The sequence below is a fragment of the Streptomyces sp. NPDC087263 genome, from assembly GCF_044744645.1.
Lineage (GTDB): Bacteria > Actinomycetota > Actinomycetes > Streptomycetales > Streptomycetaceae > Streptomyces.
Genome location: NZ_JBIUYT010000002.1, coordinates 170,930 through 190,408, shown reverse-complemented (window position 1 = coordinate 190,408; position 19,479 = coordinate 170,930). Strand labels below are relative to the sequence as shown.

Sequence of the window (19,479 nt, the reverse complement as noted above, 5' to 3'; positions counted from 1 at the left end):
CTGAATTGACCGCTTTGCCTGTTAGTAAGTGAGGAAACTCACACCACGATCATGGCGTCCCCGCGGCTTCGCCCGGGAATTGCATGTTTAGCCTGACGCTTTACAGGGATGGCGAATCCGACAACCCGCGCCTGCACGGGGCCTCTTGAAGCCCGCGCCCGGCGCCCACGACGACAAGGTCGACTACAACAGTGAAGACGACGATGATGTTCCGCAACATAGCCAACCCGCGACGCACCACGCTGGCCCACCTCCAGGACGCCGACGAGCTGCGCACGCCGGAGCAGCCGGAGCACTCGGTCGACCTCCCCGCCCAGACCGCCAACCCCCGCCGCACCATCCTCATGGAAGCGCCGGTCGCCGCCGCGACCGCGGAGTAGCGCGCCCGTCGGCGGCCCGCTGCCCGAGCCGCCGGCGTACGGATGCCGGGCGCCCGCCGATTATGCGCGCGGCGCCCGGCCCTTCCCGCGTTAGCCTGGAGCGTCCTACTCCAGCCAGCTCAGTGAGGGGCGCAACGATCCCGTGCGCATCGCCAGGTTCTCCATCGACGGCAACGTCGCCTTCGGCGCGGTCGAGGGCGACAAGCCGGACGAGCTCGTCCTCGACATCATCAAGGGCATCCCGTTCGCGGACTTCGAGCTCTCCGGCACGAAGGTCCCCCTGAGCAAGGTGCGGCTGCTGCCCCCGGTGCTCCCCAACAAGGTCGTGGCCTTCGGCCGCAACTACGCCGAGCACGCCCGGGAACTCGGCAACGAAGTACCCGATGCCCCGTTCGCCTTCTTCAAGCCGTCGACCTCCGTGATCGGCTCCGGCGACGAGATCCAGTACCCGACCTTCTCGAACGACCTGCACCACGAGGCCGAGCTGGCCGTGGTCATCGGCCGGATGTGCCGCGAGGTCCCGCGCGAGCGCGTCAAGGACGTCATCCTCGGCTACACCTGCGCCAACGACGTCACCGCACGCGACGTCCAGAAGCGCGAGAAGCAGTGGGCCAGGGCCAAGGGCTTCGACGGCGCCTGCCCGCTCGGCCCCTGGGTGGAGACGGACGTGGACCTCGCCGCGATCGCCGAGGGCATCACCATCCAGTGCACGGTCAACGGCCGGCAACGCCAGCTCGGCAGCACCAGCGAGATGATCCACTCCATCGAGGATCTGATCGTGAACATCACCGAGGCCATGACGCTGCTCCCCGGCGACGTGATCCTCACGGGTACCCCCTCGGGGGTCGGCCCCCTGAACGTCGGCGACGAGGTCGCCGTCACCATCGAAGGCATCGGCACTCTCACCAACAAGGTGATCAAGCGTGGCTAACGGATCCGTCCGCGTACGTTTCTGTCCCTCCCCGACCGGCAACCCCCACGTGGGCCTGGTCCGCACCGCCCTGTTCAACTGGGCGTTCGCCCGGCACAACGAAGGCACTCTGGTCTTCCGCATCGAGGACACCGACGCGGCCCGCGACTCCGAGGAGTCCTACGACCAGCTGCTCGACTCGATGCGCTGGCTGGGCTTCGACTGGGACGAGGGCCCCGAGATCGGCGGCCCGCACGCGCCGTACCGCCAGTCCCAGCGGATGGACCTCTACAAGGACGTCGCCCAGAAACTCCTGGACGCGGGCCACGCGTACCACTGCTACTGCTCGACCGAGGAGCTGGACGCCCGCCGCGACGCCGCCCGCGCCGCCGGCAAGCCCTCCGGCTACGACGGCCACTGCCGCGCGCTCACCGCCGAACAGGTCGAGGCGTACAAGGCGGAGGGCCGCACGCCCATCGTCCGCTTCCGCATGCCCGACGAGACGATCACCTTCACGGACCTGGTCCGCGGCGAGATCACCTACCTCGCGGAGAACGTCCCGGACTTCGGGATCGTACGAGCCAACGGTGCGCCCCTGTACACGCTCGTCAACCCGGTCGACGACGCCCTGATGGAGATCACCCACGTCCTGCGCGGCGAGGACCTGCTCTCCTCCACCCCGCGCCAGATCGCCCTCTACAAGGCGCTGATCGAGCTGGGCATCGCCAAGGAGACCCCGGCCTTCGGCCACCTCCCGTACGTCATGGGCGAGGGCAACAAGAAGCTCTCCAAGCGTGACCCGGAGTCGTCGCTGAACCTCTACAGGGAGCGCGGGTTCCTCCCCGAGGGCCTGCTCAACTACCTCTCCCTGCTCGGCTGGTCGCTGTCGGCGGACCGTGACATCTTCTCGATCGAGGAGATGGTCGCCGCCTTCGACATCGTGGACGTGAACCCCAACCCGGCCCGCTTCGACCTCAAGAAGTGCGAAGCGATCAACGGCGACCACATCCGCCTGCTCGACGTGAAGGACTTCACCGAGCGCTGCGCCCCCTGGCTGAAGGCCCCGTTCGCCCCGTGGGCGCCGGAGGACTTCGACGAGGCGAAGTGGCAGGCGATCGCCCCGCACGCACAGACCCGCCTCAAGGTCCTCTCCGAGATCACGAACAACGTCGACTTCCTGTTCCTTCCGGAGCCGGCCTTCGACGAGGCGTCCTGGACGAAGGCCATGAAGGAGGGCAGCGACGCGCTGCTGCGTACGGCACGCGAGAAGCTCTCCGGCGCGGACTGGTCGGACGCCGAGGCCCTGAAGAACGCCGTCCTGGCCGCCGGTGAGGAGCACGGCCTCAAGCTCGGCAAGGCCCAGGCCCCGGTCCGCGTCGCCGTCACCGGGCGCACCGTCGGCCTGCCGCTCTTCGAGTCCCTGGAGATCCTGGGCAAGGAGAAGACGCTCGCACGCATCGACGCGGCGCTGGCGAAGCTTTAGCCGACAGGGGGGCGGCGTCCGGTCCGGGCGCCGCCCCCTTTGTGCGCTGAGCGACAGACACGCGCCCCCACCCGGAGTTACCGTCGGATCATGAGCATCAAGGCCTTGGTCTGGGACGTGGACGACACGCTCTTCGACTACACGGGCGCCGACCGGGCCGGGATGCGCGGGCACTTGGCGGCCGAGGGCCTGCTCGACGCCTACGAGTCCGTCGAGCAGGCCCTCGCACGCTGGCGGGAGATCACCGACGCCCAGTGGGCGAGGTTCGCGGCAGGGGAGTCGGACTGGCAGGGCCAGCGCCGGGACCGGGTCAGGGTGTTCCTGGGTGAGCCCCTCGATGACGCCGAGGCCGACGACTGGTTCGGGCGGTACGTCGGCCACTACGAAGCCGCCTGGGCCCTCTTCCCGGACACCCTGCCCGCGCTGGACGCCCTCGCCGCCAGTCACCGGCACGCGGTCCTGTCCAACTCCAGCTTCCACAACCAGGACCGCAAACTCCGCGTCCTGGGCGTACGCGACCGCTTCGAGACCGTCCTGTGCGCGGCCGAACTGGGCGTCTCCAAGCCCGCCGCGGCAGCCTTCCACGCCGCCTGCGACGCCCTCGGGCTGCCTCCGCACCAGGTCGCGTACGTCGGCGACCACCCGGAGATCGACGGACGCGGCGCCTTCGAGGCGGGGATGCTCTCGATCTGGATCGACCGTGGCGATGCTCACACCGTCCCGGAGAGCGGTCCGACGGGCCCGCACCGGATCGCCTCGCTGGCCGAACTCCCCGTGATCCTCGGCGCTGATACCCGTTTTGGAGCGCCGTCCACCTTCAGGTAATGTTCTTCCTGCGCCGCCGGAGAGCGGGCCGGAAGGTCTGGAAACCGGAGGCGCTAGCTAGAACGGAATCCCCGTCGGGGGTTGTGTTTCAGTGGCCTATGGTGTAATTGGCAGCACGACGGTTTCTGGTTCCGTTAGTCTAGGTTCGAGTCCTGGTAGGCCAGCTCGCAGAGCTTATCTGCAACAGCAGAGATCAACTCTGCAAGGCCCCCGTTGTGTAGCGGCCTAGCACGCTGCCCTCTCACGGCAGTAGCGCCGGTTCGAATCCGGTCGGGGGTACAGATCCTTCTCAGGGAGGCAGTTCGGGTCGCACCCGCTGACTCTCATGCAGGATCGCTAGGGCCCCCGTTGTGTAGCGGCCTAGCACGCTGCCCTCTCACGGCAGTAGCGCCGGTTCGAATCCGGTCGGGGGTACGTGGACGGTCTGGTCTAGACCACCCATTGGGCTATGGTGTAATTGGCAACACGACGGTTTCTGGTTCCGTTGTTCTAGGTTCGAGTCCTGGTAGCCCAGCTGGATCACTTGTGGTCCTTGCCCCCGTTGTGTAGCGGCCTAGCACGCTGCCCTCTCACGGCAGTAGCGCCGGTTCGAATCCGGTCGGGGGTACGCAATTCGATGGCCCTCCACTTCGGTGGGGGGCCATCGGCGTTCCCGGCCCGCCGCGACGTCGTACGCCCGCACACCGAACGTCGTACGCCCGCATGCCGTGACGCCGTACGCCCGCTCACTCGATGCCGTACCGTCGCGCCGACTCCTCCTCCTGGGCCAGCCGGTGCAGGGCCTTGAGCACCGGCTCGAAGAGAACCGCCCCCACGACCGCCGCCTCCACCTGTTCCTTCTCGGACGGGTACGTCTCCATGGAGTCCAGGTCCCGCACGGCCGCGCGGTGCATCAACTCGGCGTACGGCTCCATGAGTTCGGCATCCACGGGATAGCCGAGCCGGATGAGCGTGGCCACCGCCACCACCAGCGAACGGTGGAGGGGGGAGAGGGTGCTCAACTCCCGTGCGGTTTCCCAGCCCAGTGCTTCCAGTACGCGGTCCACCTCGCGGCGCGCGGCCCGCACCGCCGGGTCGTCCTTGTCCGGCTCGGGCTCCTGCGGCAGCGCCCACAGGGCCGCGCCGAGGCGGATGGTGCGGCCCAGGGAGTCGTTGTCGATGTGCCCGAGGACCTCCCGGGCCGTCGTCACCGGGACCCGGCCCTCCTGGATCAGCGCACGCACCAGGCGCAGTCGGCGCAGATGGTCCTCGCCGTACTCGGCGGTGGTCGCGCCGATCCGGCGGCCCGGCGCCAACAGCCCCTCGCGCAGGTAGTACTTGATCGTCGCGATGGACACACCGCTGCGCTCGCTCAGTTCCGTCAGTCGCACCGCTCGCACCCTTCCTTGGATATAGGCACTATCCAATCATCGCGCGCTTGGATAGTGTCGTTATCCAACGGAGTCGGTCCAACGGGACCGGTCCAACAAGGGGGCCGCCATGTTCGCCAAGCCCAACAGGGGCCGTACCACCGCTGCTGCCGAGGGAGACGTGGTCGTGCTGCTGATCGGGATGCGCGTCAACCACTTCTGGGCGGTGCACCAGTGGGTGCCGGCGTTCCTGGCCATGCTGCGCATGCTCCGAGAGCTGGGCAAGGACAGCAGCCGCGGCCTGCTCGGCCACATCCTGCTCACCGCCTCGCCGCGGACGTACTACGTCGTCCAGTACTGGGAGTCCAGGGAGAAGCTCTACGCGTACGCGGCGGCGCCCGACATGTTCCACCACAGGGTGTGGGCGATCCTCAACCGCAAGGAGCGCGCCGGAAAGGTGCGCGGGCATGTGGGGATCTGGCACGAGACCTATATCGCACCCAAGGGGTCGTACGAGTCGATCTACCTGGACATGCCGCCCTTCGGGCTGGCGGCGGCCACCGGTGTGCTGCCCATCGAGGACCGCGGTCGCAGCGCCGCGGAGAGGCTGGCGCATCGCTGAAGGGAGGTGAGGGGAGGGGTGGGGGCTTTGTACACCCCGTACGCATGGCTCGCGCGTCGACTGTCGTCCGTCCCGGGGAGTGCCTGCCGCGGCGTTGAGGCCGGCTCTTTCCCGGGGTGCGGGTGTGGGTCAGCCGGTGCGGCGGAGGGCTTCGGAGAGGCGGCCCGCGGCGTCGATGACGGCCTGGGCGTGCATCCGGCCGGGGTGGCGGGTCAGGCGCTCGATCGGTCCCGAGACCGAGACGGCGGCGACCACGCGGTTCGAGGGACCGCGGACGGGAGCGGAGACGGACGCGACGCCCGGCTCGCGCTCACCGATCGACTGGGCCCAGCCCCGGCGTCGTACGCCGGAGAGGGCCGTCGCGGTGAAGCGGGCGCCCTGCAGGCCCCGGTGCAGGCGCTCCGGCTCCTCCCAGGCCATCAGGATCTGGGCCGAGGAGCCCGCCTTCATGGTGAGCGTGGAGCCGACCGGGACCGTGTCCCTGAGGCCGGAGAGGCGCTCGGCCGCGGCGACGCAGATGCGCATGTCGCCCTGGCGGCGGTAGAGCTGCGCGCTCTCGCCAGTGAGGTCCCGCAGATGCGTGAGCACCGGGCCCGCCGTCGCGAGGAGGCGGTCCTCGCCGGCGGCCGCGGCCAGCTCGGCGAGGCGGGGGCCGAGAATGAAACGGCCCTGCATGTCACGCGCCACCATGCGGTGGTGTTCGAGTGCCACGGCCAGGCGATGTGCCGTGGGTCGTGCCAGTCCGGTCGCCGCGACCAGTCCCGCAAGGGTGGCCGGACCGGACTCCAGAGCGCTCAGGACAAGGGCTGCCTTGTCCAGAACGCCGACGCCGCTACTGTTGTCCATGAAACGATACTCGCGTCTCACTCTGTGAAACGCAAGTTCAATTTTCCGTGGAACGCGCCACCCTTGTAGGCATGTGGCCCGCGGACCAACGGGCCCGGCGGAAGACGTCCGATACGAGGGATACGAGCGTCGCCGCACCGGAAATCTCTAGTTGGGCCGGCGCCACACAGGCCGGCCGGAGGGAAAGCGATGGGTAGGACACTCGCGGAGAAGGTCTGGGACGACCATGTCGTCCGGCGCGCCGAGGGCGAGCCCGACCTCCTCTTCATCGATCTGCACCTGCTGCACGAGGTGACCAGCCCGCAGGCCTTCGACGGCCTCCGCCAGGCCGGGCGACCCGTGCGCCGCCTCGACCTCACCATCGCCACCGAGGATCACAACACCCCGACCCTCGACATCGACAAGCCCATCGCGGACCCGGTCTCCCGGATCCAGCTGGAGACGCTGCGGAAGAACGCCGCCGAGTTCGGGGTGCGCCTGCACTCGCTCGGTGACGTCGAGCAGGGCGTCGTCCATGTCGTGGGACCGCAGCTGGGCCTGACCCAGCCGGGCACCACCGTGGTCTGCGGCGACTCGCACACCTCCACGCACGGCGCGTTCGGCGCGCTGGCCTTCGGTATCGGCACCTCGCAGGTCGAGCACGTGCTGGCCACCCAGACGCTGCCGCTGGCCCGCCCCAAGACCATGGCCATCACCGTCGACGGCGAACTGCCCGACGACGTCACGGCCAAGGACCTGATCCTGGCGATCATCACGAAGATCGGCACGGGCGGCGGCCAGGGCTACATCCTGGAATACCGTGGCTCCGCCATCGAGAAGCTCTCGATGGAAGCCCGCATGACCATCTGCAACATGTCGATCGAGGCCGGCGCCCGTGCGGGCATGATCGCCCCCGACGAGACCACCTTCGCCTATCTCAAGGGCCGCGCCCACGCGCCCGAGGGTGAGGAGTGGGACGCCGCCGTCGCGTACTGGAAGACGCTGAAGACGGACGAGGACGCGGAATTCGACGAGGAGGTCGTCATCGACGCCGCCTCCCTCGCGCCGTTCGTCACCTGGGGTACCAACCCCGGCCAGGGAGCGCCGCTTTCGGCGTCCGTCCCCGATCCCGCTTCGTACGAAGACGCTTCGGAGCGACTGGCCGCCGAAAAGGCCCTGGAATACATGGGGTTGACCGCCGGACAGCCGCTGCGCGACATCAAGGTCGACACCGTCTTCGTAGGTTCCTGCACCAACGGCCGTATCGAGGACCTGCGTGCGGCCGCCGCGCTCGTCGAGGGCCGCAAAGTCGCCGACGGCGTAAGGATGCTGGTGGTCCCCGGCTCCGCACGGGTCGGTCTGCAGGCCGTGTCCGAGGGTCTGGACGTGGTCTTCAAGGAGGCCGGCGCCGAATGGCGGCACGCGGGCTGCTCGATGTGTCTGGGCATGAACCCCGACCAGCTGGCCCCGGGTGAGCGCTCCGCGTCCACCTCCAACCGCAACTTCGAGGGCAGGCAGGGCAAGGGCGGCCGTACGCACCTGGTCTCGCCGCAGGTCGCCGCCGCCACCGCCGTGCTGGGCCACCTGGCCTCCCCGGCCGACCTGTCCGACGCCCGTACGCCCGCTGGAGTCTGAGAAGTCATGGAAGCATTCACCACGCACACCGGCCGGGCCGTCCCGCTGCGCCGCGGCAACGTCGACACGGACCAGATCATCCCTGCTCACTGGCTCAAGAAGGTGACCAGGGACGGTTTTGAGGACGGGCTCTTCGAGGCCTGGCGCAAGGACCCGTCCTTCATCCTCAACCAGCCCGAGCGGGTGGGCGCCACGGTACTGGTCGCCGGTCCCGACTTCGGTACGGGTTCCTCGCGCGAGCACGCCGTCTGGGCGCTGCAGAACTACGGCTTCAAGGCCGTCATCTCCTCCCGCTTCGCCGACATCTTCCGTGGCAACTCGCTCAAGAACGGCCTGCTCACAGTGGTTCTGGAGCAGAAAATCGTGAACGCGCTGCAGGAGCTCACGGAGAACGACCCCGAGGCCGAGGTAACGGTCGACCTGGAGGCCCGCGAGGTGCGCGCCGAGGGCATCACCGCCTCCTTCGAGCTGGACGAGAACGCCCGCTGGCGGCTGCTGAACGGTCTGGACGACATCTCCATCACCCTCCAGAACGAGGGCGACATCTCCGCGTACGAGGCCAAGCGGCCCTCGCACAAGCCGAAGACGGTCCAGGTCTGACACGCGGGCCGGATGCACGGTCGGCCCATAGGCCGATTCACCGCTGACCCGGGTCTGATGCACTGCCGACCCGGGTCGGATTTCAGCCACCGCAACACCCCTCTGTACCCCCAATCGTGGACGGTTGGGGGTACAGCTGTGTCTGTCTCCGGACGGCCTTCGGATGCCTTGCCTGAAGGGCCCAACTCCCCTAGTTACAAAGGCCGTTGCCGGGGTAGACGACCCATGGTGCGGGGTGCCGCCGAGGTGCTCAGGAACCCCTCCGGGGACGGCAGTTACCCCCTGAGCAGGCGACAACTCGCCCCAGATGGCACAATCTGTGCATGGGACACGACGGCCAACTCGAGCTCTATGCGGCAGTCGCGGCCCAACTCAAGGAAGCGCACACAAGAGTGCGTGCACTGCAAGTCCCGGAGGGCGTACGGATGGCGCTGACCCGGAAGCTGCTGGTCATTACGGCCGCGGCCAAGCACGATCTCGCCGATGCGACAAGGCGTCTGGAGCGGTTCACCGCCGACCTCGACGAGGGTCGATTCCTCGAAGAGGAACGCTGAGTTACTCCACGACAGTCCGAGTTCGTTGCGGCACAAGGGTGATTAGCCCGTTTCGTGTTTGATTTGCGGTATATATCTGCCTAACGTGCGAAAAAGCTTGAACGCATTCGTTCTGGCAATGTCTCCGAAGGGGAAGACGTGAACAAGGCGCAGCTCGTAGAAGCGATTGCCGACAAGGTCGGCGGCCGTCAGCAGGCCGCCGACGCGGTCGACGCCGTACTGGACGCCATCGTCCGCGCGGTTGTCGGCGGGGACCGGGTCTCGGTCACCGGCTTCGGTTCCTTCGAGAAGGTTGACCGTCCGGCCCGCTACGCCCGCAACCCGCAGACCGGGGAGCGCGTTCGGGTCAAGAAGACCTCTGTGCCGCGCTTCCGCGCGGGCCAGGGCTTCAAGGACCTGGTGAGCGGCTCGAAGAAGCTCCCGAAGAACGACGTCGCGGTCAAGAAGGCCCCGAAGGGCAGCCTCTCCGGCGGCGCTTCGGCCACGGTGAAGAAGGCCGCGGCCAAGAGGGCCACCACCGCCAAGAGGGCGACGGCCAAGAAGACCACGGCCGCCACCGCGAAGAAGGCGGTCGCGAAGAAGACCACGGCCGCCGCCAAGAAGACCACGGCCAAGAAGGCGACCGCCAAGAAGACCACGGCGACCGCCAAGAAGGTCGCGGCCAAGAAGACCACCGCCAAGAAGGCGACGGCCAAGAAGGCCCCGGCGAAGAAGGCGACGGCCAAGAAGGCCCCCGCCAAGAAGTCGGCGGCGCGCAAGACCACCGCCAAGAAGGCCACCGCCCGCTCGTAGCGAGGGCACGGAGGCAACTCACGCGCCGGGCCGGGCTCCCCACGGGAGCCCGGCCCGCGGCGTGTCCGGGGTCTGTCAGGGCCTGTCGTCACGTTCCCGCCGTCGCCGCGAGGCAGACGGGAATGTGACGACAGGCCCTAGGGGCGCCTAGAAGGTCTGGAGGGTGATCAGCGTGATCCGGCGTGCCGCGCCGTCCCCCTCGGTCTCGACGCGCACGCGCTGACCGGGACGCAGCAGCCGCAGCCCGCCGGCGTCGAACGCCGGGCCGTCGAAGGGCACCGGGGTGCCGTCGTCGAGCAGCACCTGGCCGCTACGGGTTTCGGGGTCGTACGTGTACGCGGTCGCCTGCATGGCGGAAGCCTATCCAGGGGCGGGGTCCAAGTCGGCCGGTGAGGGGCGCGAGGTGGCGCGGGGAATGGTGTTCAGCCGCCCGGTTGGCCGGGGATGAGCAGGTGGGCGGCCATTGCCGCGGTGCGTGGGCCGACGCCAAGTGCCAGTGCGGCTCGCAGATCGTCGCCGGTGTCCACGTCCTGTCGTACGGAATCCACGCCGTTGAGGCGGAGTTCCATGGCGCCCGAGGCCCGATGGCGGGCGCGGGAATCGGTGCCGAAAGTCGGGAGCAATTCCCGGCCCGGGGCCGCGGCCAGCAGAGTGGTACCGATTGCTGCCGCATCGGGGAGAAAAGCGCGGGCAAATTCGGCGGCGGCTTCGAGTACCCGGGCCAATTCCTGCGGCCGCAACGCGGGCAGATCGGCGTTCAGGGCAGCCACGGCGCTTTCGGGAGTTCGGGAGCGTACGGCGGAGCTGCCGTGTGCCAGGGCGGCGTTGAGGCCGCCGGCCGGCTCGCCCGTGACGATGTGGGCGCCCAGCGCGGCAAGTTCCCGCCCGGCCAGGGTGTCATCCGTGACTACCGCCACATCGCGGACCGCGGCGCAGGCCAGCGCCGCTGCCACGGTGTCCTGTGCGAACGCGAGGGCGAGCCCGGGGCGCAGGCCTTCGGCGGCGGTGTCCGCCAGCCTGCTCTTGGCCCGTGCCAGAGGTTTGAGCGGTATCACCAGGATCCATTGCACGAGCGCCCCGTCTCTCCCTTGTCGCGCCCATTGTCACCCGGGTGCCCTGGCGGTCCGCACGCCGGGGCGTACGGTGTTCTCGACAGACAGGCGGCCTGGGGCGACACTTGTGCGGCCCCCCAGGCCTTGGAGGAAGGTGTTCGCGTGCCCCGCCGCAGAATCGGCTTCTGGTACCGCTTTGCAGCGGTCCTCTGCAAACCGCCGCTGGTGGTTCTGATCAAGCGGGACTGGCGCGGGATCGAGAACATTCCGGCCGAGGGCGGATTTATCACCGCGGTGAACCACAATTCGCATGTGGACCCGTTCATGTACGGGCACTATCAGTACAACACCGGGCGGGTTCCGCGGTTCCTGGCGAAGAGCAGTCTTTTCAGGAAGGGGTTCGTGGGCGCCGCGATGCGCGGCACCGGACAGATCCCGGTGTACCGCGAGACCACGGACGCGCTGAGTGCTTTCCGCGCCGCGATCGACGCCGTTGAGCGCGGAGAGTGCGTCGCGTTCTATCCCGAGGGCACCATCACCCGCGATCCCGGCCAGTGGCCGATGACCGGCAAGACGGGTGCCGCCCGCGTCGCCCTGCAGACCAAGTGCCCGGTGATTCCGGTCGCCCAGTGGGGCGCGAACGAACTCCTGCCGCCGTACGCCAAGAAGCTCCACGTACTTCCGCGCAAGACCCACCACGTCCTCGCCGGCCCCCCGGTGGACCTGTCGCGCTTCTACGACAAGGAGATGTCCCCGGACGTCCTCAAGGAGGCGACCGAGGCCATCATGGCGGCCATCACCTTGCAGCTGGAGCAGATCCGCGGGGAGAAGGCACCCCGGGCGCCCTACGACCCGCGCCAGGAGCGGATCGAGCAGCGGCGGCGGACCGCGGCCCAGGAAAGGGCCGCCCGGCAGATCGCCGCGCAGGAGCAGGACCTCCAGGAGAACGCGCAGGCCCTGCACCAGGCGCAGGCGCGGCACGAAGCACAGCAGGAAGAGGGGCAGGGCACGTGAGCAAGCCGGTCAAGGTGGCTGTCTTCGGGACCGGATCGTGGGGTACGGCCTTCGGCATGGTGCTCGCCGACGCGGGATGCGACGTCACCCTGTGGGCACGCCGCGCCGCCCTCGCCGAAGCGGTCAACTCCACGCGCATGAACCCGGACTACCTGCCGGGCGTCGAACTCCCGGTGAACCTGCGGGCCACCGCGGACGCCGCCGAGGCCGCGCACGAGGCCGACTTCACGGTGCTCGCCATTCCCTCGCAGACACTGCGCGGGAACCTCGCGCAGTGGGCGCCGCTGCTCGCGCCCGACACCGTCCTCGTCTCGCTCATGAAGGGCGTCGAACTCGGCTCCACCATGCGGATGAGCGAGGTGATCGAGGACGTCGCCAAGGTCGGCCCGGACCGCATCGCCGTGGTCACCGGACCCAACCTCGCACGGGAGATCGCCGCGCGGATGCCGGCCGCCGCCGTGGTCGCCTGCCGCTCCGAAGAGGTCGCCCAGCGTCTCCAGGCCGCCTGCCACACGCCGTACTTCCGCCCGTACACCAACACCGACGTGGTGGGCTGCGAACTCGGCGGCGCCGTCAAGAACGTGATCGGTCTCGCCGTCGGCATCGCGGACGGCATGGGACTCGGCGACAACGCCAAGGGCTCGCTCATCACGCGCGGGCTCGCGGAGACCTCGCGCCTCGGTCTCGCGATGGGCGCCGACCCGATGACGTTCGCCGGACTCGCGGGCCTGGGCGACCTGGTGGCCACCTGCTCCTCGCCGCTGTCGCGCAACCACACCTTCGGCATCAACCTCGGCAAGGGCATGACCCTCCAGGAGACCATCGCGATCACCAGGCAGACCGCCGAGGGCGTCAAGTCCTGTGAGTCGGTGCTGGATCTGGCCCGCGGGCACGGTGTCGACATGCCCCTCACGGAAACGGTCGTCGGCATCGTCCACGAGGGCAAGCCGCCCGTCGTCGCCCTCAAAGAGATGATGTCGCGCAGCGCCAAGGCGGAACGACGCTGAGCGACAGGGTCAACAGGCGCTGACTGAGGCGGGTACCAGCGGGTACTCTCAACGCGATATGAGCACTGAGAACCTCCCCCAGAACCCTGAGCAGCCGCCTCGCAAGCCGCGCGTGGCCGTCGTCTTCGGTGGCCGCAGCTCCGAACACGGGATCTCCGTGGTCACGGCCGGTGCGGTCCTGCGGGCGATCGACCGGACGAAGTACGACGTCCTGCCGATCGGCATCACCCAGGACGGCCGTTGGGCGCTCACCGCCGACGAGCCGGACCGCATGGCCATCGTCGACCGGCAGCAGCCGAGCGTGGACCGCCTCGCCGAGTCCACCGAGGGCGGCGTGATCCTCTCCGTCGACCCGGCCAACCGTGAAGTCGTCTACAGCGAACCGGGTTCCGTCCCCAAGGCCCTCGGCGATGTGGACGTCGTCTTCCCCGTGCTGCACGGCCCCTACGGCGAGGACGGCACCCTGCAGGGTCTCCTGGAGCTCTCCGGAGTCCCGTATGTCGGTGCGGGTGTGCTCGCCTCGGCCGTCGGCCAGGACAAGGAGTACATGAAGCGCGTGTTCACCTCGTTCGGGCTGCCCGTCGGCCCGTACCTGGTGATCCGTCCGCGCGAGTGGACCCGCGACGAGCAGGGGGCCCGCGAGCGCATCGCCGGCTTCGCGGGCGAGCACGGCTGGCCGCTGTTCATCAAGCCCGCGCGCGCGGGGTCCTCGATCGGCATCACCAAGGTCGACTCCTTCGAGGGCCTCGACGAGGCGATCGCGGAGGCACAGCGCCACGACCCGAAGATCATCGTGGAGGCGCTGCTGCGTGGCCGCGAGATCGAGTGCGGGGTCCTGGAGTTCGAGGACGGACCGCGCGCCAGCGTGCCCGCCGAGATCCCGCCCGTGCAGGCGCACGCCTACTACGACTTCGAGGCGAAGTACATCGACTCGACGCCCGGCCTGGTACCGGCTCCGTTGACGCCCGAGCAGACCGCGGAGGTCCAGCGGCTGGCGGTCGAGGCGTTCGAGGCGGCCTCCTGCGAGGGCCTGGTGCGCGCGGACTTCTTCCTCACCGAGGACGGCGAGTTCGTGATCAACGAGATCAACACCATGCCGGGTTTCACGCCCATCTCGATGTACCCGAAGATGTGGGAGGCGAGCGGCGTGAGCTACCCGGAGCTGGTGGACCGCCTGGTGCAGGCGGCGCTGAGCCGTTCCACCGGGCTTCGCTGAGAGCCCTCCTGGCACCCCTGTACGTCAGTCGGCGATCCCTTCGGGGATCGCCTTCTTGACGGGCTCGGCGAAGGCCGTGAGCGGTCCCGCGCCCAGGTCGGCCCGCTCCTCGGGGAGCCTCACCTCGACGTATGCCGTGCGCAGGCTCGTGGTGAAGACGTACGACCCGTCGTCCTGCTTCTCGACCAGCCAGCCGACCCCGTTCACTTCGGCGTCGTCGGCGTTCGGGTCGTTCATCTTGGCGGGCCGTTCGACACCGCAGCGCAGTATGATCGCCGGGCTTCCCCAGCCCGCGGTCAGCGCGGACCGGGGCTCGGGATCGTTCCGGTCGAGGTCGGTGACTTTCTCCGGCAGCTCCTTGTCCAGGTTCTCGCACAGCTTCGTGACTTTCGCGTCCGGGCTGGGAACCACGGTCGAGGCGTCGTCGTCTGCCGAGGTGCAGCCCGTGGCGGCCATCAGCAGAGCGAGAACGGGCAGCCCGAAGGCAGCGGCGTGCCGGTGACGGAAGAAGCTCATCGGCCAAGGTTAGACGGGGGCTAGAGGTGTACGACCGGGCAGGTCAGGGTGCGGGTGATGCCGTCCACTTGCTGGACTTTGGCAACCACCATGCGACCGAGGTCGTCGACCGTGTCGGCCTGGGCACGCACGATCACGTCGTACGGTCCTGTCACGTCCTCGGCCTGGATCACCCCCGGGATCTTGCTGATCGTCTCGGCGACGGTCGACGCTTTGCCGACCTCCGTCTGGATCAGGATGTACGCCTGTACCACGGAACCTCCAGGGCGGCCACGAGGATCATGTGGGGAAAAGGAACGCCACGGTATCGCGTCGCCGCTCGCCGCGGGGAGACCCGCGGTGACTGGGGCTTGCGCGCCGGGGCGCACAGACTGCACAAGTTGACGGCCGATTCGACCGTACCGAGGACGGAGACGGCACGCGACCGCACCGAGGACGGTTCGCGTGGCACGGCGCAGGCGGCACGCGAAGCGGTTCGCACGAGACGTACCGTGGCGCAGACAGGAAGAGAAGGGGCAGTACGACTATGAAGGGCACCGTGGGCGAGTTGGGGGAGTTCGGGCTCATCAAGGAGCTCACCTCGCGTCTCACCACCACCCCGGCGGTCCGGGTCGGCCCCGGCGACGACGCCGCGGTGGTGGCCGCGCCCGACCGCAGGGTGGTGGCGAGCACCGACATCCTCCTGGAGGGTCGGCACTTCCGCCGTGACTGGTCGACGGCGTACGACGTGGGGCGCAAGGCCGCCGCGCAGAACCTCGCGGACATCGCCGCGATGGGCGCCGTACCGACCGCGCTGCTGCTCGGCCTGGTCGTGCCGGCCGAACTCCCGGCCACCTGGCCGTCCGAGCTGATGGACGGGCTGCGGGACGAATGCCAGGTCGCGGGCGCCTCGGTGGTCGGCGGCGATGTCGTACGCGGGGATACCATCATGGTCTCGATCACCGCGCTCGGCGATCTGCGCAACCACGAGCCGGTGACCCGGGGCGGGGCCCAGCCCGGTGACGTGGTCGCCGTGACGGGCTGGCTGGGCTGGTCGGCGGCCGGGTTCGCGGTGCTCTCCCGGGGCTTCCGCTCGCCGCGCGCCTTCGTGGAGGCGCACCGGCGTCCGGAGCCGCCGTATCACGCCGGTCCCGCGGCGGCCGGGCTCGGCGCCACCTCGATGACGGACGTCAGTGACGGGCTGATCGCCGACCTCGGGCACATCGCCGAGGCGAGCAAGGTGCGCATCGACATCCGTTCCGGCGCCATCGACATCCCGACCCAGATGAACGACATCGGGCAGGCCGTCGGCGTCGACCCCATCCAGTGGGTGCTCACCGGCGGCGAGGACCATGCGATCGTCGCCACTTTCCCGCCGGATGTGAAACTGCCGGCCCGCTGGAAGATCATCGGCGAGGTCCTCAACCCGTCCGCCCTGCCGCAGGTCACGGTCGACGGCGCGCCCTGGACGAGCAAGGGCGGCTGGGACCACTTCGGAGAGATCGAGTCGTGAGTGCCCCGCCGCGGGTGCTGACGGTCGCGGGTTCCGACTCCGGTGGCGGGGCCGGGATCCAGGCCGACCTGAAGACGATGCTCGCGCTCGGCGTGCACGGCATGAGTGTGATCACGGCTGTCACCGCGCAGAACTCCCTCGGCGTGCAAGGCGCTTGGGAGCTGCCGGTGGAGGCCGTGCGCGCCCAGTACCGCAGCGTTGTCGACGACATCGGCGTCCAGGCGGTCAAGACCGGCATGCTCGCCTCCGCCGAACTCGTCGAGGCCGTCGCCGAGTTGCTCGCCGGCACGGACGCCCCGGCGGTCGTCGACCCGGTCGGCGTCTCCAAGCACGGCGACTCCCTGCTGGCCGCTTCCGCGCTGGATTCGGTCCGTACGAAGCTGCTGCCGGTCGCTGCTGTGGCGACGCCGAATCTCGACGAGGTCGCCCAGTTGACGGGTGTGCTGGTCGAGTCCGAGGCGCAGTTGCGCGACGCGGCGGCGGCTGTGCTGGCGTACGGGCCGAAGTGGGTGCTGATCAAGGGCGGCCATCTGCCCGGAGACGCCGTCGATCTGCTGACGGACGGATCCGAGGAGCACTGGCTGCGCGCCCGCCGTTACGACAACCGGCACACGCATGGCACGGGCTGCACGCTCGCCTCGGCCATCGCCTGCGGGCTGGCGAAGGGGCAGACCGTGCCGGAGGCCGTCGCGGCTGCCAAGGAGTACGTCACCGGGGCGATCGCTGCCGGGTTCGCGCTGGGGGGCGGGATCGGGCCGGTGGATCATGGGTGGCGGTTCAGGGCCGGCGGGTAGGTGGGTGCTTGGATGCGGCGCGTAAACGCTTACGTAAGCGTTTACGTGTGCTGTTTCGCCTCACCGGGGCGCAGCAAAAAACCGGCCCACCGTGAGGTGGACCGGTTCAGTGCAAGCGAACCAGCAGTGGCCGCGCGCTAGCGGTTGTCAGCGCGTGACCTTGCCGGCCTTGATGCACGAGGTGCAAGCGTTCACGCGCTTCGGCGTCCCGCCCACCACGGTACGAACGCGCTGGATGTTGGGATTCCAGCGACGGGGCGTACGGCGGTGCGAGTGCGAGATGCTGTTGCCGAAGCCCGGCCCCTTGCCGCAGACGTCGCAGTTGGCAGCCACGGGCTCACTCCAAAAACTTCAGATGCACTTACGGTGGATCCCGGCATGCCGGGATCAAGATCTAGGATCTGAGTGGCGGTGCCAGGAGGAAGGCCCGATCGGATCGGGCAACCGGAGCAGCATACAACGACTGCGTCCAGACAACGAAACTACCATGGCTGCTCAGGGCCACGCCCCGGCCCTGTGTAGACCCCCTACCGACAGTAACCCCTTCTGGGTCTACGCTGCGTCCACGTCCAGCTGCTCAAGGAGGCGCAGGTGCCGCAGGTGCCGCAGACGTTCGATGCTCTCGCGGTGCGCACCTGGTGCGGTCTCTCGCTGGAGGCGCTGGGGCGGGCCCGCGAGGAGATAGACGCGATCAACGTCTACCCGGTGGCCGACGGGGACACCGGCACCAACCTGTATCTGACGCTGGAATCGGCGACCGCGGCGGTCGAGGCGGTCTTCGCGGGGCACGAGGTCGGTGCGGGGTACGACGCCGGCGGGGGGCGCGAGGCCGGCGGGGGCAGGCCGACGCTCGCGGACGCGGTACGGGCGATGGCGCACGGCGCGCTGATAGGCGCCCGGGGCAACTCCGGGACGATCCTCGCGCAGCTGTTTCGCGGCATGGCCCAGGTGCTCGCCGCCGACAGCGAGACCGCTCACACCGACGGACCGGGCCTGCGGCTGGCCCTTCGACAGGCCGCCGACTCCGCCCGCCAGGCCGTCGCCCACCCTGTCGAGGGCACGGTCCTGACGGTCGCCTCGGCCGCCGCCGACGCGGCCACCGGCACCGAGGGGGACTGCGGCACGGTCGCCCGCGCGGCATACGAGGGAGCGCGGGCAGCCCTTGCCGCGACGCCCGGGCAACTGGCCGCACTGGAACGCGCAGGCGTCGTCGACGCGGGTGGACGGGGGCTGGTGGCCGTGCTGGCGGCGCTGGTCGAGACGTTCACGGGGGAGAGGCCGAGGGCGTTCGCCGGAGCGGCGGAGGTCCACGCGCGTGTGGCGGGTGCTTCGACCGACGCCGACGCCTACGTCGACATCGTCGGTGTCGGCATCGGGGGGGTGCACTCCGATGTGTGCGCGGACGCGGTACCGGAAGAAGGTGGCCCCGCCTTCGAGGTGATCTACCTCTTGGAGGCGGGGGACGGGGCCGTGGCCCGGTTGCGGAAGCGGCTCGACCAGCTGGGCAACTCGCTCGTCGTCGTCGGCGGGGACGGGCTGTGGAACGTCCATGTGCACGTGGACGACGCGGGTGCCGCCGTAGAAGCGGGCGTCGAGGCCGGACGGCCCTACCGGATCAGGATCACCCACTTCGGACTCGGGGACGTCCACACCGGGGGCCCGGGGAGGCCGCCCCGGGAGCGCGCACAGCGTGCCGTAGTGGCTGTCGTGCCCGGGGAAGGACTGGCCGGTCTGTACGCGGAGGCCGGGGCGACCACCGTGCTCGCGCGGCCGGGGGAGCCGCCCGCGAGCGGAGAACTCGTCGAGGCCGTACGGCGTGCCCACGCGCGCGAGGTGGTGCTTCTGCCCAATGACGCCGAACTGCGCCACACCGCGGCCGCGGCCGCCGAGCAGGCGCGCGCGGACGGTGTTCGCGTCGCGCTGATCCCGACCCGCTCCGCGGTCCAGGGCATCGCCGCCCTCGCCGTCCACGAGCCGGAACGCCGCTTCGACGAGGACGTGGTCGCCATGACCTCCGCGGCCGGCGCCACCCGCTACGCCGAGGTCGCCGTCGCCGAGCGGCAGTCCTGGACGATGGCCGGGATCTGCCAGGCCGGTGACGTCCTCGGCCTCATCGACGGCGATGTCGCCGTCATCGGCTCCGACATCGCCCTCACGGCCGAAGCCGTCCTGGACCGCATGCTCTCCGCCGGCGGCGAAATGGTCACCCTCGTCCTTGGCGACGAGGCACCCGAGACCATCGCGGATCGCCTTGAATCCCGGGTACGGGAAGGGTATTTGGCGGTGGACACGGTGGTGTACCGGGGTGGGCGGCAGGGAGCGTTGTTGTTGATCGGGGTGGAGTAGGCCGGGGGGTGGGTGGGATTTATTCGCCCCCTCCGCCCCTACCCGGCGTCCCGTACCTGGGGGCTCC

At 69.4% G+C, this 19,479-nt stretch carries 22 protein-coding genes and 5 tRNA genes; 20 read left to right on the top strand and 7 right to left on the bottom strand.

What is annotated here, in order from left to right; genetic code table 11:
- The first annotated feature begins 191 nt into the window (after positions 1-191).
- The 9 genes from ACIPC1_RS06115 (at position 192) to ACIPC1_RS06075 (ending at position 4,205) form a co-directional block, all read left to right on the top strand.
- Positions 192-380, top strand: a complete 189-nt coding sequence (locus ACIPC1_RS06115) for a hypothetical protein (protein ID WP_402513712.1) — start codon at positions 192-194, stop codon at positions 378-380.
- 142 nt (positions 381-522) lie between these two features.
- Positions 523-1,311 carry a fumarylacetoacetate hydrolase family protein gene (locus tag ACIPC1_RS06110; RefSeq protein ID WP_402513710.1) on the top strand — a complete coding sequence of 263 codons (789 nt, stop codon included), beginning with the start codon at positions 523-525 and terminating at the stop codon, positions 1,309-1,311.
- Entirely contained in the window at positions 1,304-2,773 is a 1,470-nt protein-coding gene (gltX, locus tag ACIPC1_RS06105) for a glutamate--tRNA ligase (protein WP_402513708.1), read from the top strand. Before ACIPC1_RS06110 ends, gltX begins: the two co-directional genes overlap by 8 nt.
- 90 nt (positions 2,774-2,863) lie before the next feature.
- A complete protein-coding gene (locus tag ACIPC1_RS06100) occupies positions 2,864-3,598 on the top strand; it encodes an HAD family hydrolase (protein ID WP_402513706.1) in 735 nt (244 codons plus the stop codon).
- A 92-nt stretch (positions 3,599-3,690) separates the two neighbouring features.
- A tRNA-Gln gene (locus ACIPC1_RS06095) sits at positions 3,691-3,762 on the top strand.
- Between the two features lie 42 nt (positions 3,763-3,804).
- Positions 3,805-3,877 (top strand) — tRNA-Glu (locus tag ACIPC1_RS06090).
- 62 nt (positions 3,878-3,939) lie between these two features.
- Positions 3,940-4,012 (top strand) — tRNA-Glu (locus tag ACIPC1_RS06085).
- A gap of 28 nt (positions 4,013-4,040) precedes the next feature.
- Positions 4,041-4,112 (top strand) — tRNA-Gln (locus ACIPC1_RS06080).
- Positions 4,113-4,132: 20 nt separating this feature from the next.
- Positions 4,133-4,205 (top strand) — tRNA-Glu (locus ACIPC1_RS06075).
- Between the two features lie 118 nt (positions 4,206-4,323).
- Here ACIPC1_RS06075 and ACIPC1_RS06070 read toward each other — a convergent pair.
- Positions 4,324-4,968, bottom strand: a complete 645-nt coding sequence (locus ACIPC1_RS06070) for a MerR family transcriptional regulator (RefSeq protein WP_402513703.1) — start codon at positions 4,966-4,968, stop codon at positions 4,324-4,326.
- Between the two features lie 109 nt (positions 4,969-5,077).
- Here ACIPC1_RS06070 and ACIPC1_RS06065 point away from each other — a divergent pair, with 109 nt between their 5' ends.
- Entirely contained in the window at positions 5,078-5,569 is a 492-nt protein-coding gene (locus tag ACIPC1_RS06065; protein ID WP_402513701.1) for a DUF4188 domain-containing protein, read from the top strand.
- A gap of 129 nt (positions 5,570-5,698) precedes the next feature.
- Here the strand turns inward: ACIPC1_RS06065 and ndgR are convergent, their stop codons facing one another.
- A complete protein-coding gene (ndgR, locus tag ACIPC1_RS06060; RefSeq protein WP_006383662.1) occupies positions 5,699-6,415 on the bottom strand; it encodes an IclR family transcriptional regulator NdgR in 717 nt (238 codons plus the stop codon).
- A gap of 189 nt (positions 6,416-6,604) precedes the next feature.
- Between ndgR and leuC the strand changes: the two genes are divergently transcribed.
- The 4 genes from leuC (at position 6,605) to ACIPC1_RS06040 (ending at position 9,975) form a co-directional block, all read left to right on the top strand.
- Positions 6,605-8,029, top strand: coding sequence for a 3-isopropylmalate dehydratase large subunit (gene leuC, locus ACIPC1_RS06055; RefSeq protein WP_402513697.1), 1,425 nt, complete (start codon positions 6,605-6,607; stop codon positions 8,027-8,029).
- Positions 8,030-8,035: 6 nt separating this feature from the next.
- Positions 8,036-8,629, top strand: a complete 594-nt coding sequence (gene leuD / locus ACIPC1_RS06050) for a 3-isopropylmalate dehydratase small subunit (RefSeq protein WP_402513695.1) — start codon at positions 8,036-8,038, stop codon at positions 8,627-8,629.
- A 323-nt stretch (positions 8,630-8,952) separates the two neighbouring features.
- Entirely contained in the window at positions 8,953-9,183 is a 231-nt protein-coding gene (locus ACIPC1_RS06045; RefSeq protein WP_388681833.1) for a hypothetical protein, read from the top strand.
- Between the two features lie 138 nt (positions 9,184-9,321).
- Positions 9,322-9,975, top strand: coding sequence for an HU family DNA-binding protein (locus tag ACIPC1_RS06040; protein ID WP_402513692.1), 654 nt, complete (start codon positions 9,322-9,324; stop codon positions 9,973-9,975).
- Positions 9,976-10,122: 147 nt separating this feature from the next.
- Here ACIPC1_RS06040 and ACIPC1_RS06035 read toward each other — a convergent pair whose 3' ends face one another.
- Together ACIPC1_RS06035 and cofC are read right to left on the bottom strand one after the other, a co-directional pair.
- Positions 10,123-10,326: a hypothetical protein gene (locus ACIPC1_RS06035; RefSeq protein ID WP_402513689.1), complete on the bottom strand. Its 204-nt coding sequence runs from the start codon at positions 10,324-10,326 to the stop codon at positions 10,123-10,125.
- Between the two features lie 71 nt (positions 10,327-10,397).
- Positions 10,398-11,045, bottom strand: a complete 648-nt coding sequence (gene cofC / locus ACIPC1_RS06030) for a 2-phospho-L-lactate guanylyltransferase (protein ID WP_402513688.1) — start codon at positions 11,043-11,045, stop codon at positions 10,398-10,400.
- 144 nt (positions 11,046-11,189) lie between these two features.
- On the opposite strand from cofC, the gene ACIPC1_RS06025 reads away from it, so the two are divergent.
- Genes ACIPC1_RS06025 through ACIPC1_RS06015 form a run of 3 tightly spaced genes read left to right on the top strand, consistent with a single transcriptional unit; the run spans position 11,190 to position 14,264 of the window.
- Positions 11,190-12,041: a lysophospholipid acyltransferase family protein gene (locus tag ACIPC1_RS06025; RefSeq protein WP_402513686.1), complete on the top strand. Its 852-nt coding sequence runs from the start codon at positions 11,190-11,192 to the stop codon at positions 12,039-12,041.
- Positions 12,038-13,048, top strand: coding sequence for an NAD(P)H-dependent glycerol-3-phosphate dehydrogenase (locus ACIPC1_RS06020; RefSeq protein ID WP_402513683.1), 1,011 nt, complete (start codon positions 12,038-12,040; stop codon positions 13,046-13,048). Before ACIPC1_RS06025 ends, ACIPC1_RS06020 begins: the two co-directional genes overlap by 4 nt.
- A gap of 58 nt (positions 13,049-13,106) precedes the next feature.
- Positions 13,107-14,264 carry a D-alanine--D-alanine ligase family protein gene (locus tag ACIPC1_RS06015; RefSeq protein WP_402513680.1) on the top strand — a complete coding sequence of 386 codons (1,158 nt, stop codon included), beginning with the start codon at positions 13,107-13,109 and terminating at the stop codon, positions 14,262-14,264.
- 24 nt (positions 14,265-14,288) lie between these two features.
- Here ACIPC1_RS06015 and ACIPC1_RS06010 read toward each other — a convergent pair whose 3' ends face one another.
- Together ACIPC1_RS06010 and ACIPC1_RS06005 are read right to left on the bottom strand one after the other, a co-directional pair.
- A complete protein-coding gene (locus ACIPC1_RS06010) occupies positions 14,289-14,780 on the bottom strand; it encodes a DUF3515 domain-containing protein (protein ID WP_402513678.1) in 492 nt (163 codons plus the stop codon).
- A gap of 20 nt (positions 14,781-14,800) precedes the next feature.
- Positions 14,801-15,034, bottom strand: a complete 234-nt coding sequence (locus tag ACIPC1_RS06005; RefSeq protein ID WP_003997603.1) for an Lrp/AsnC family transcriptional regulator — start codon at positions 15,032-15,034, stop codon at positions 14,801-14,803.
- A gap of 272 nt (positions 15,035-15,306) precedes the next feature.
- On the opposite strand from ACIPC1_RS06005, the gene ACIPC1_RS06000 reads away from it, so the two are divergent.
- On the top strand, positions 15,307-16,272 hold the full coding sequence (locus ACIPC1_RS06000; protein ID WP_385731374.1) for a thiamine-phosphate kinase: 966 nt from the start codon (positions 15,307-15,309) through the stop codon (positions 16,270-16,272).
- Positions 16,269-17,066, top strand: coding sequence for a bifunctional hydroxymethylpyrimidine kinase/phosphomethylpyrimidine kinase (thiD, locus tag ACIPC1_RS05995; protein ID WP_402513676.1), 798 nt, complete (start codon positions 16,269-16,271; stop codon positions 17,064-17,066). The genes ACIPC1_RS06000 and thiD overlap by 4 nt, the downstream gene beginning before the upstream one ends.
- A gap of 147 nt (positions 17,067-17,213) precedes the next feature.
- Here thiD and rpmB read toward each other — a convergent pair whose 3' ends face one another.
- Complete coding sequence (gene rpmB, locus ACIPC1_RS05990) at positions 17,214-17,399, bottom strand: 50S ribosomal protein L28 (RefSeq protein WP_266474652.1); 186 nt, start codon at positions 17,397-17,399, stop codon at positions 17,214-17,216.
- Between the two features lie 258 nt (positions 17,400-17,657).
- On the opposite strand from rpmB, the gene ACIPC1_RS05985 reads away from it, so the two are divergent.
- On the top strand, positions 17,658-19,412 hold the full coding sequence (locus tag ACIPC1_RS05985; RefSeq protein WP_402513673.1) for a DAK2 domain-containing protein: 1,755 nt from the start codon (positions 17,658-17,660) through the stop codon (positions 19,410-19,412).
- Positions 19,413-19,479: the final 67 nt, after the last annotated feature.

Bases quoted from the DNA above. Each gene is read 5' to 3' on its own strand.
- ACIPC1_RS06100 (WP_402513706.1), top strand. From the start codon at position 2,864: ATGAGCATCAAGGCCTTGGTCTGGGACGTGGACGACACGCTCTTCGAC.
- ACIPC1_RS06065 (WP_402513701.1), top strand. From the start codon at position 5,078: ATGTTCGCCAAGCCCAACAGGGGCCGTACCACCGCTGCTGCCGAGGGA.
- ndgR (WP_006383662.1), bottom strand. From the start codon at position 6,415: ATGGACAACAGTAGCGGCGTCGGCGTTCTGGACAAGGCAGCCCTTGTC.
- leuC (WP_402513697.1), top strand. From the start codon at position 6,605: ATGGGTAGGACACTCGCGGAGAAGGTCTGGGACGACCATGTCGTCCGG.
- leuD (WP_402513695.1), top strand. From the start codon at position 8,036: ATGGAAGCATTCACCACGCACACCGGCCGGGCCGTCCCGCTGCGCCGC.
- ACIPC1_RS06045 (WP_388681833.1), top strand. From the start codon at position 8,953: ATGGGACACGACGGCCAACTCGAGCTCTATGCGGCAGTCGCGGCCCAA.
- ACIPC1_RS06035 (WP_402513689.1), bottom strand. From the start codon at position 10,326: ATGCAGGCGACCGCGTACACGTACGACCCCGAAACCCGTAGCGGCCAG.
- ACIPC1_RS06015 (WP_402513680.1), top strand. From the start codon at position 13,107: ATGAGCACTGAGAACCTCCCCCAGAACCCTGAGCAGCCGCCTCGCAAG.
- ACIPC1_RS06010 (WP_402513678.1), bottom strand. From the start codon at position 14,780: ATGAGCTTCTTCCGTCACCGGCACGCCGCTGCCTTCGGGCTGCCCGTT.
- ACIPC1_RS06000 (WP_385731374.1), top strand. From the start codon at position 15,307: ATGAAGGGCACCGTGGGCGAGTTGGGGGAGTTCGGGCTCATCAAGGAG.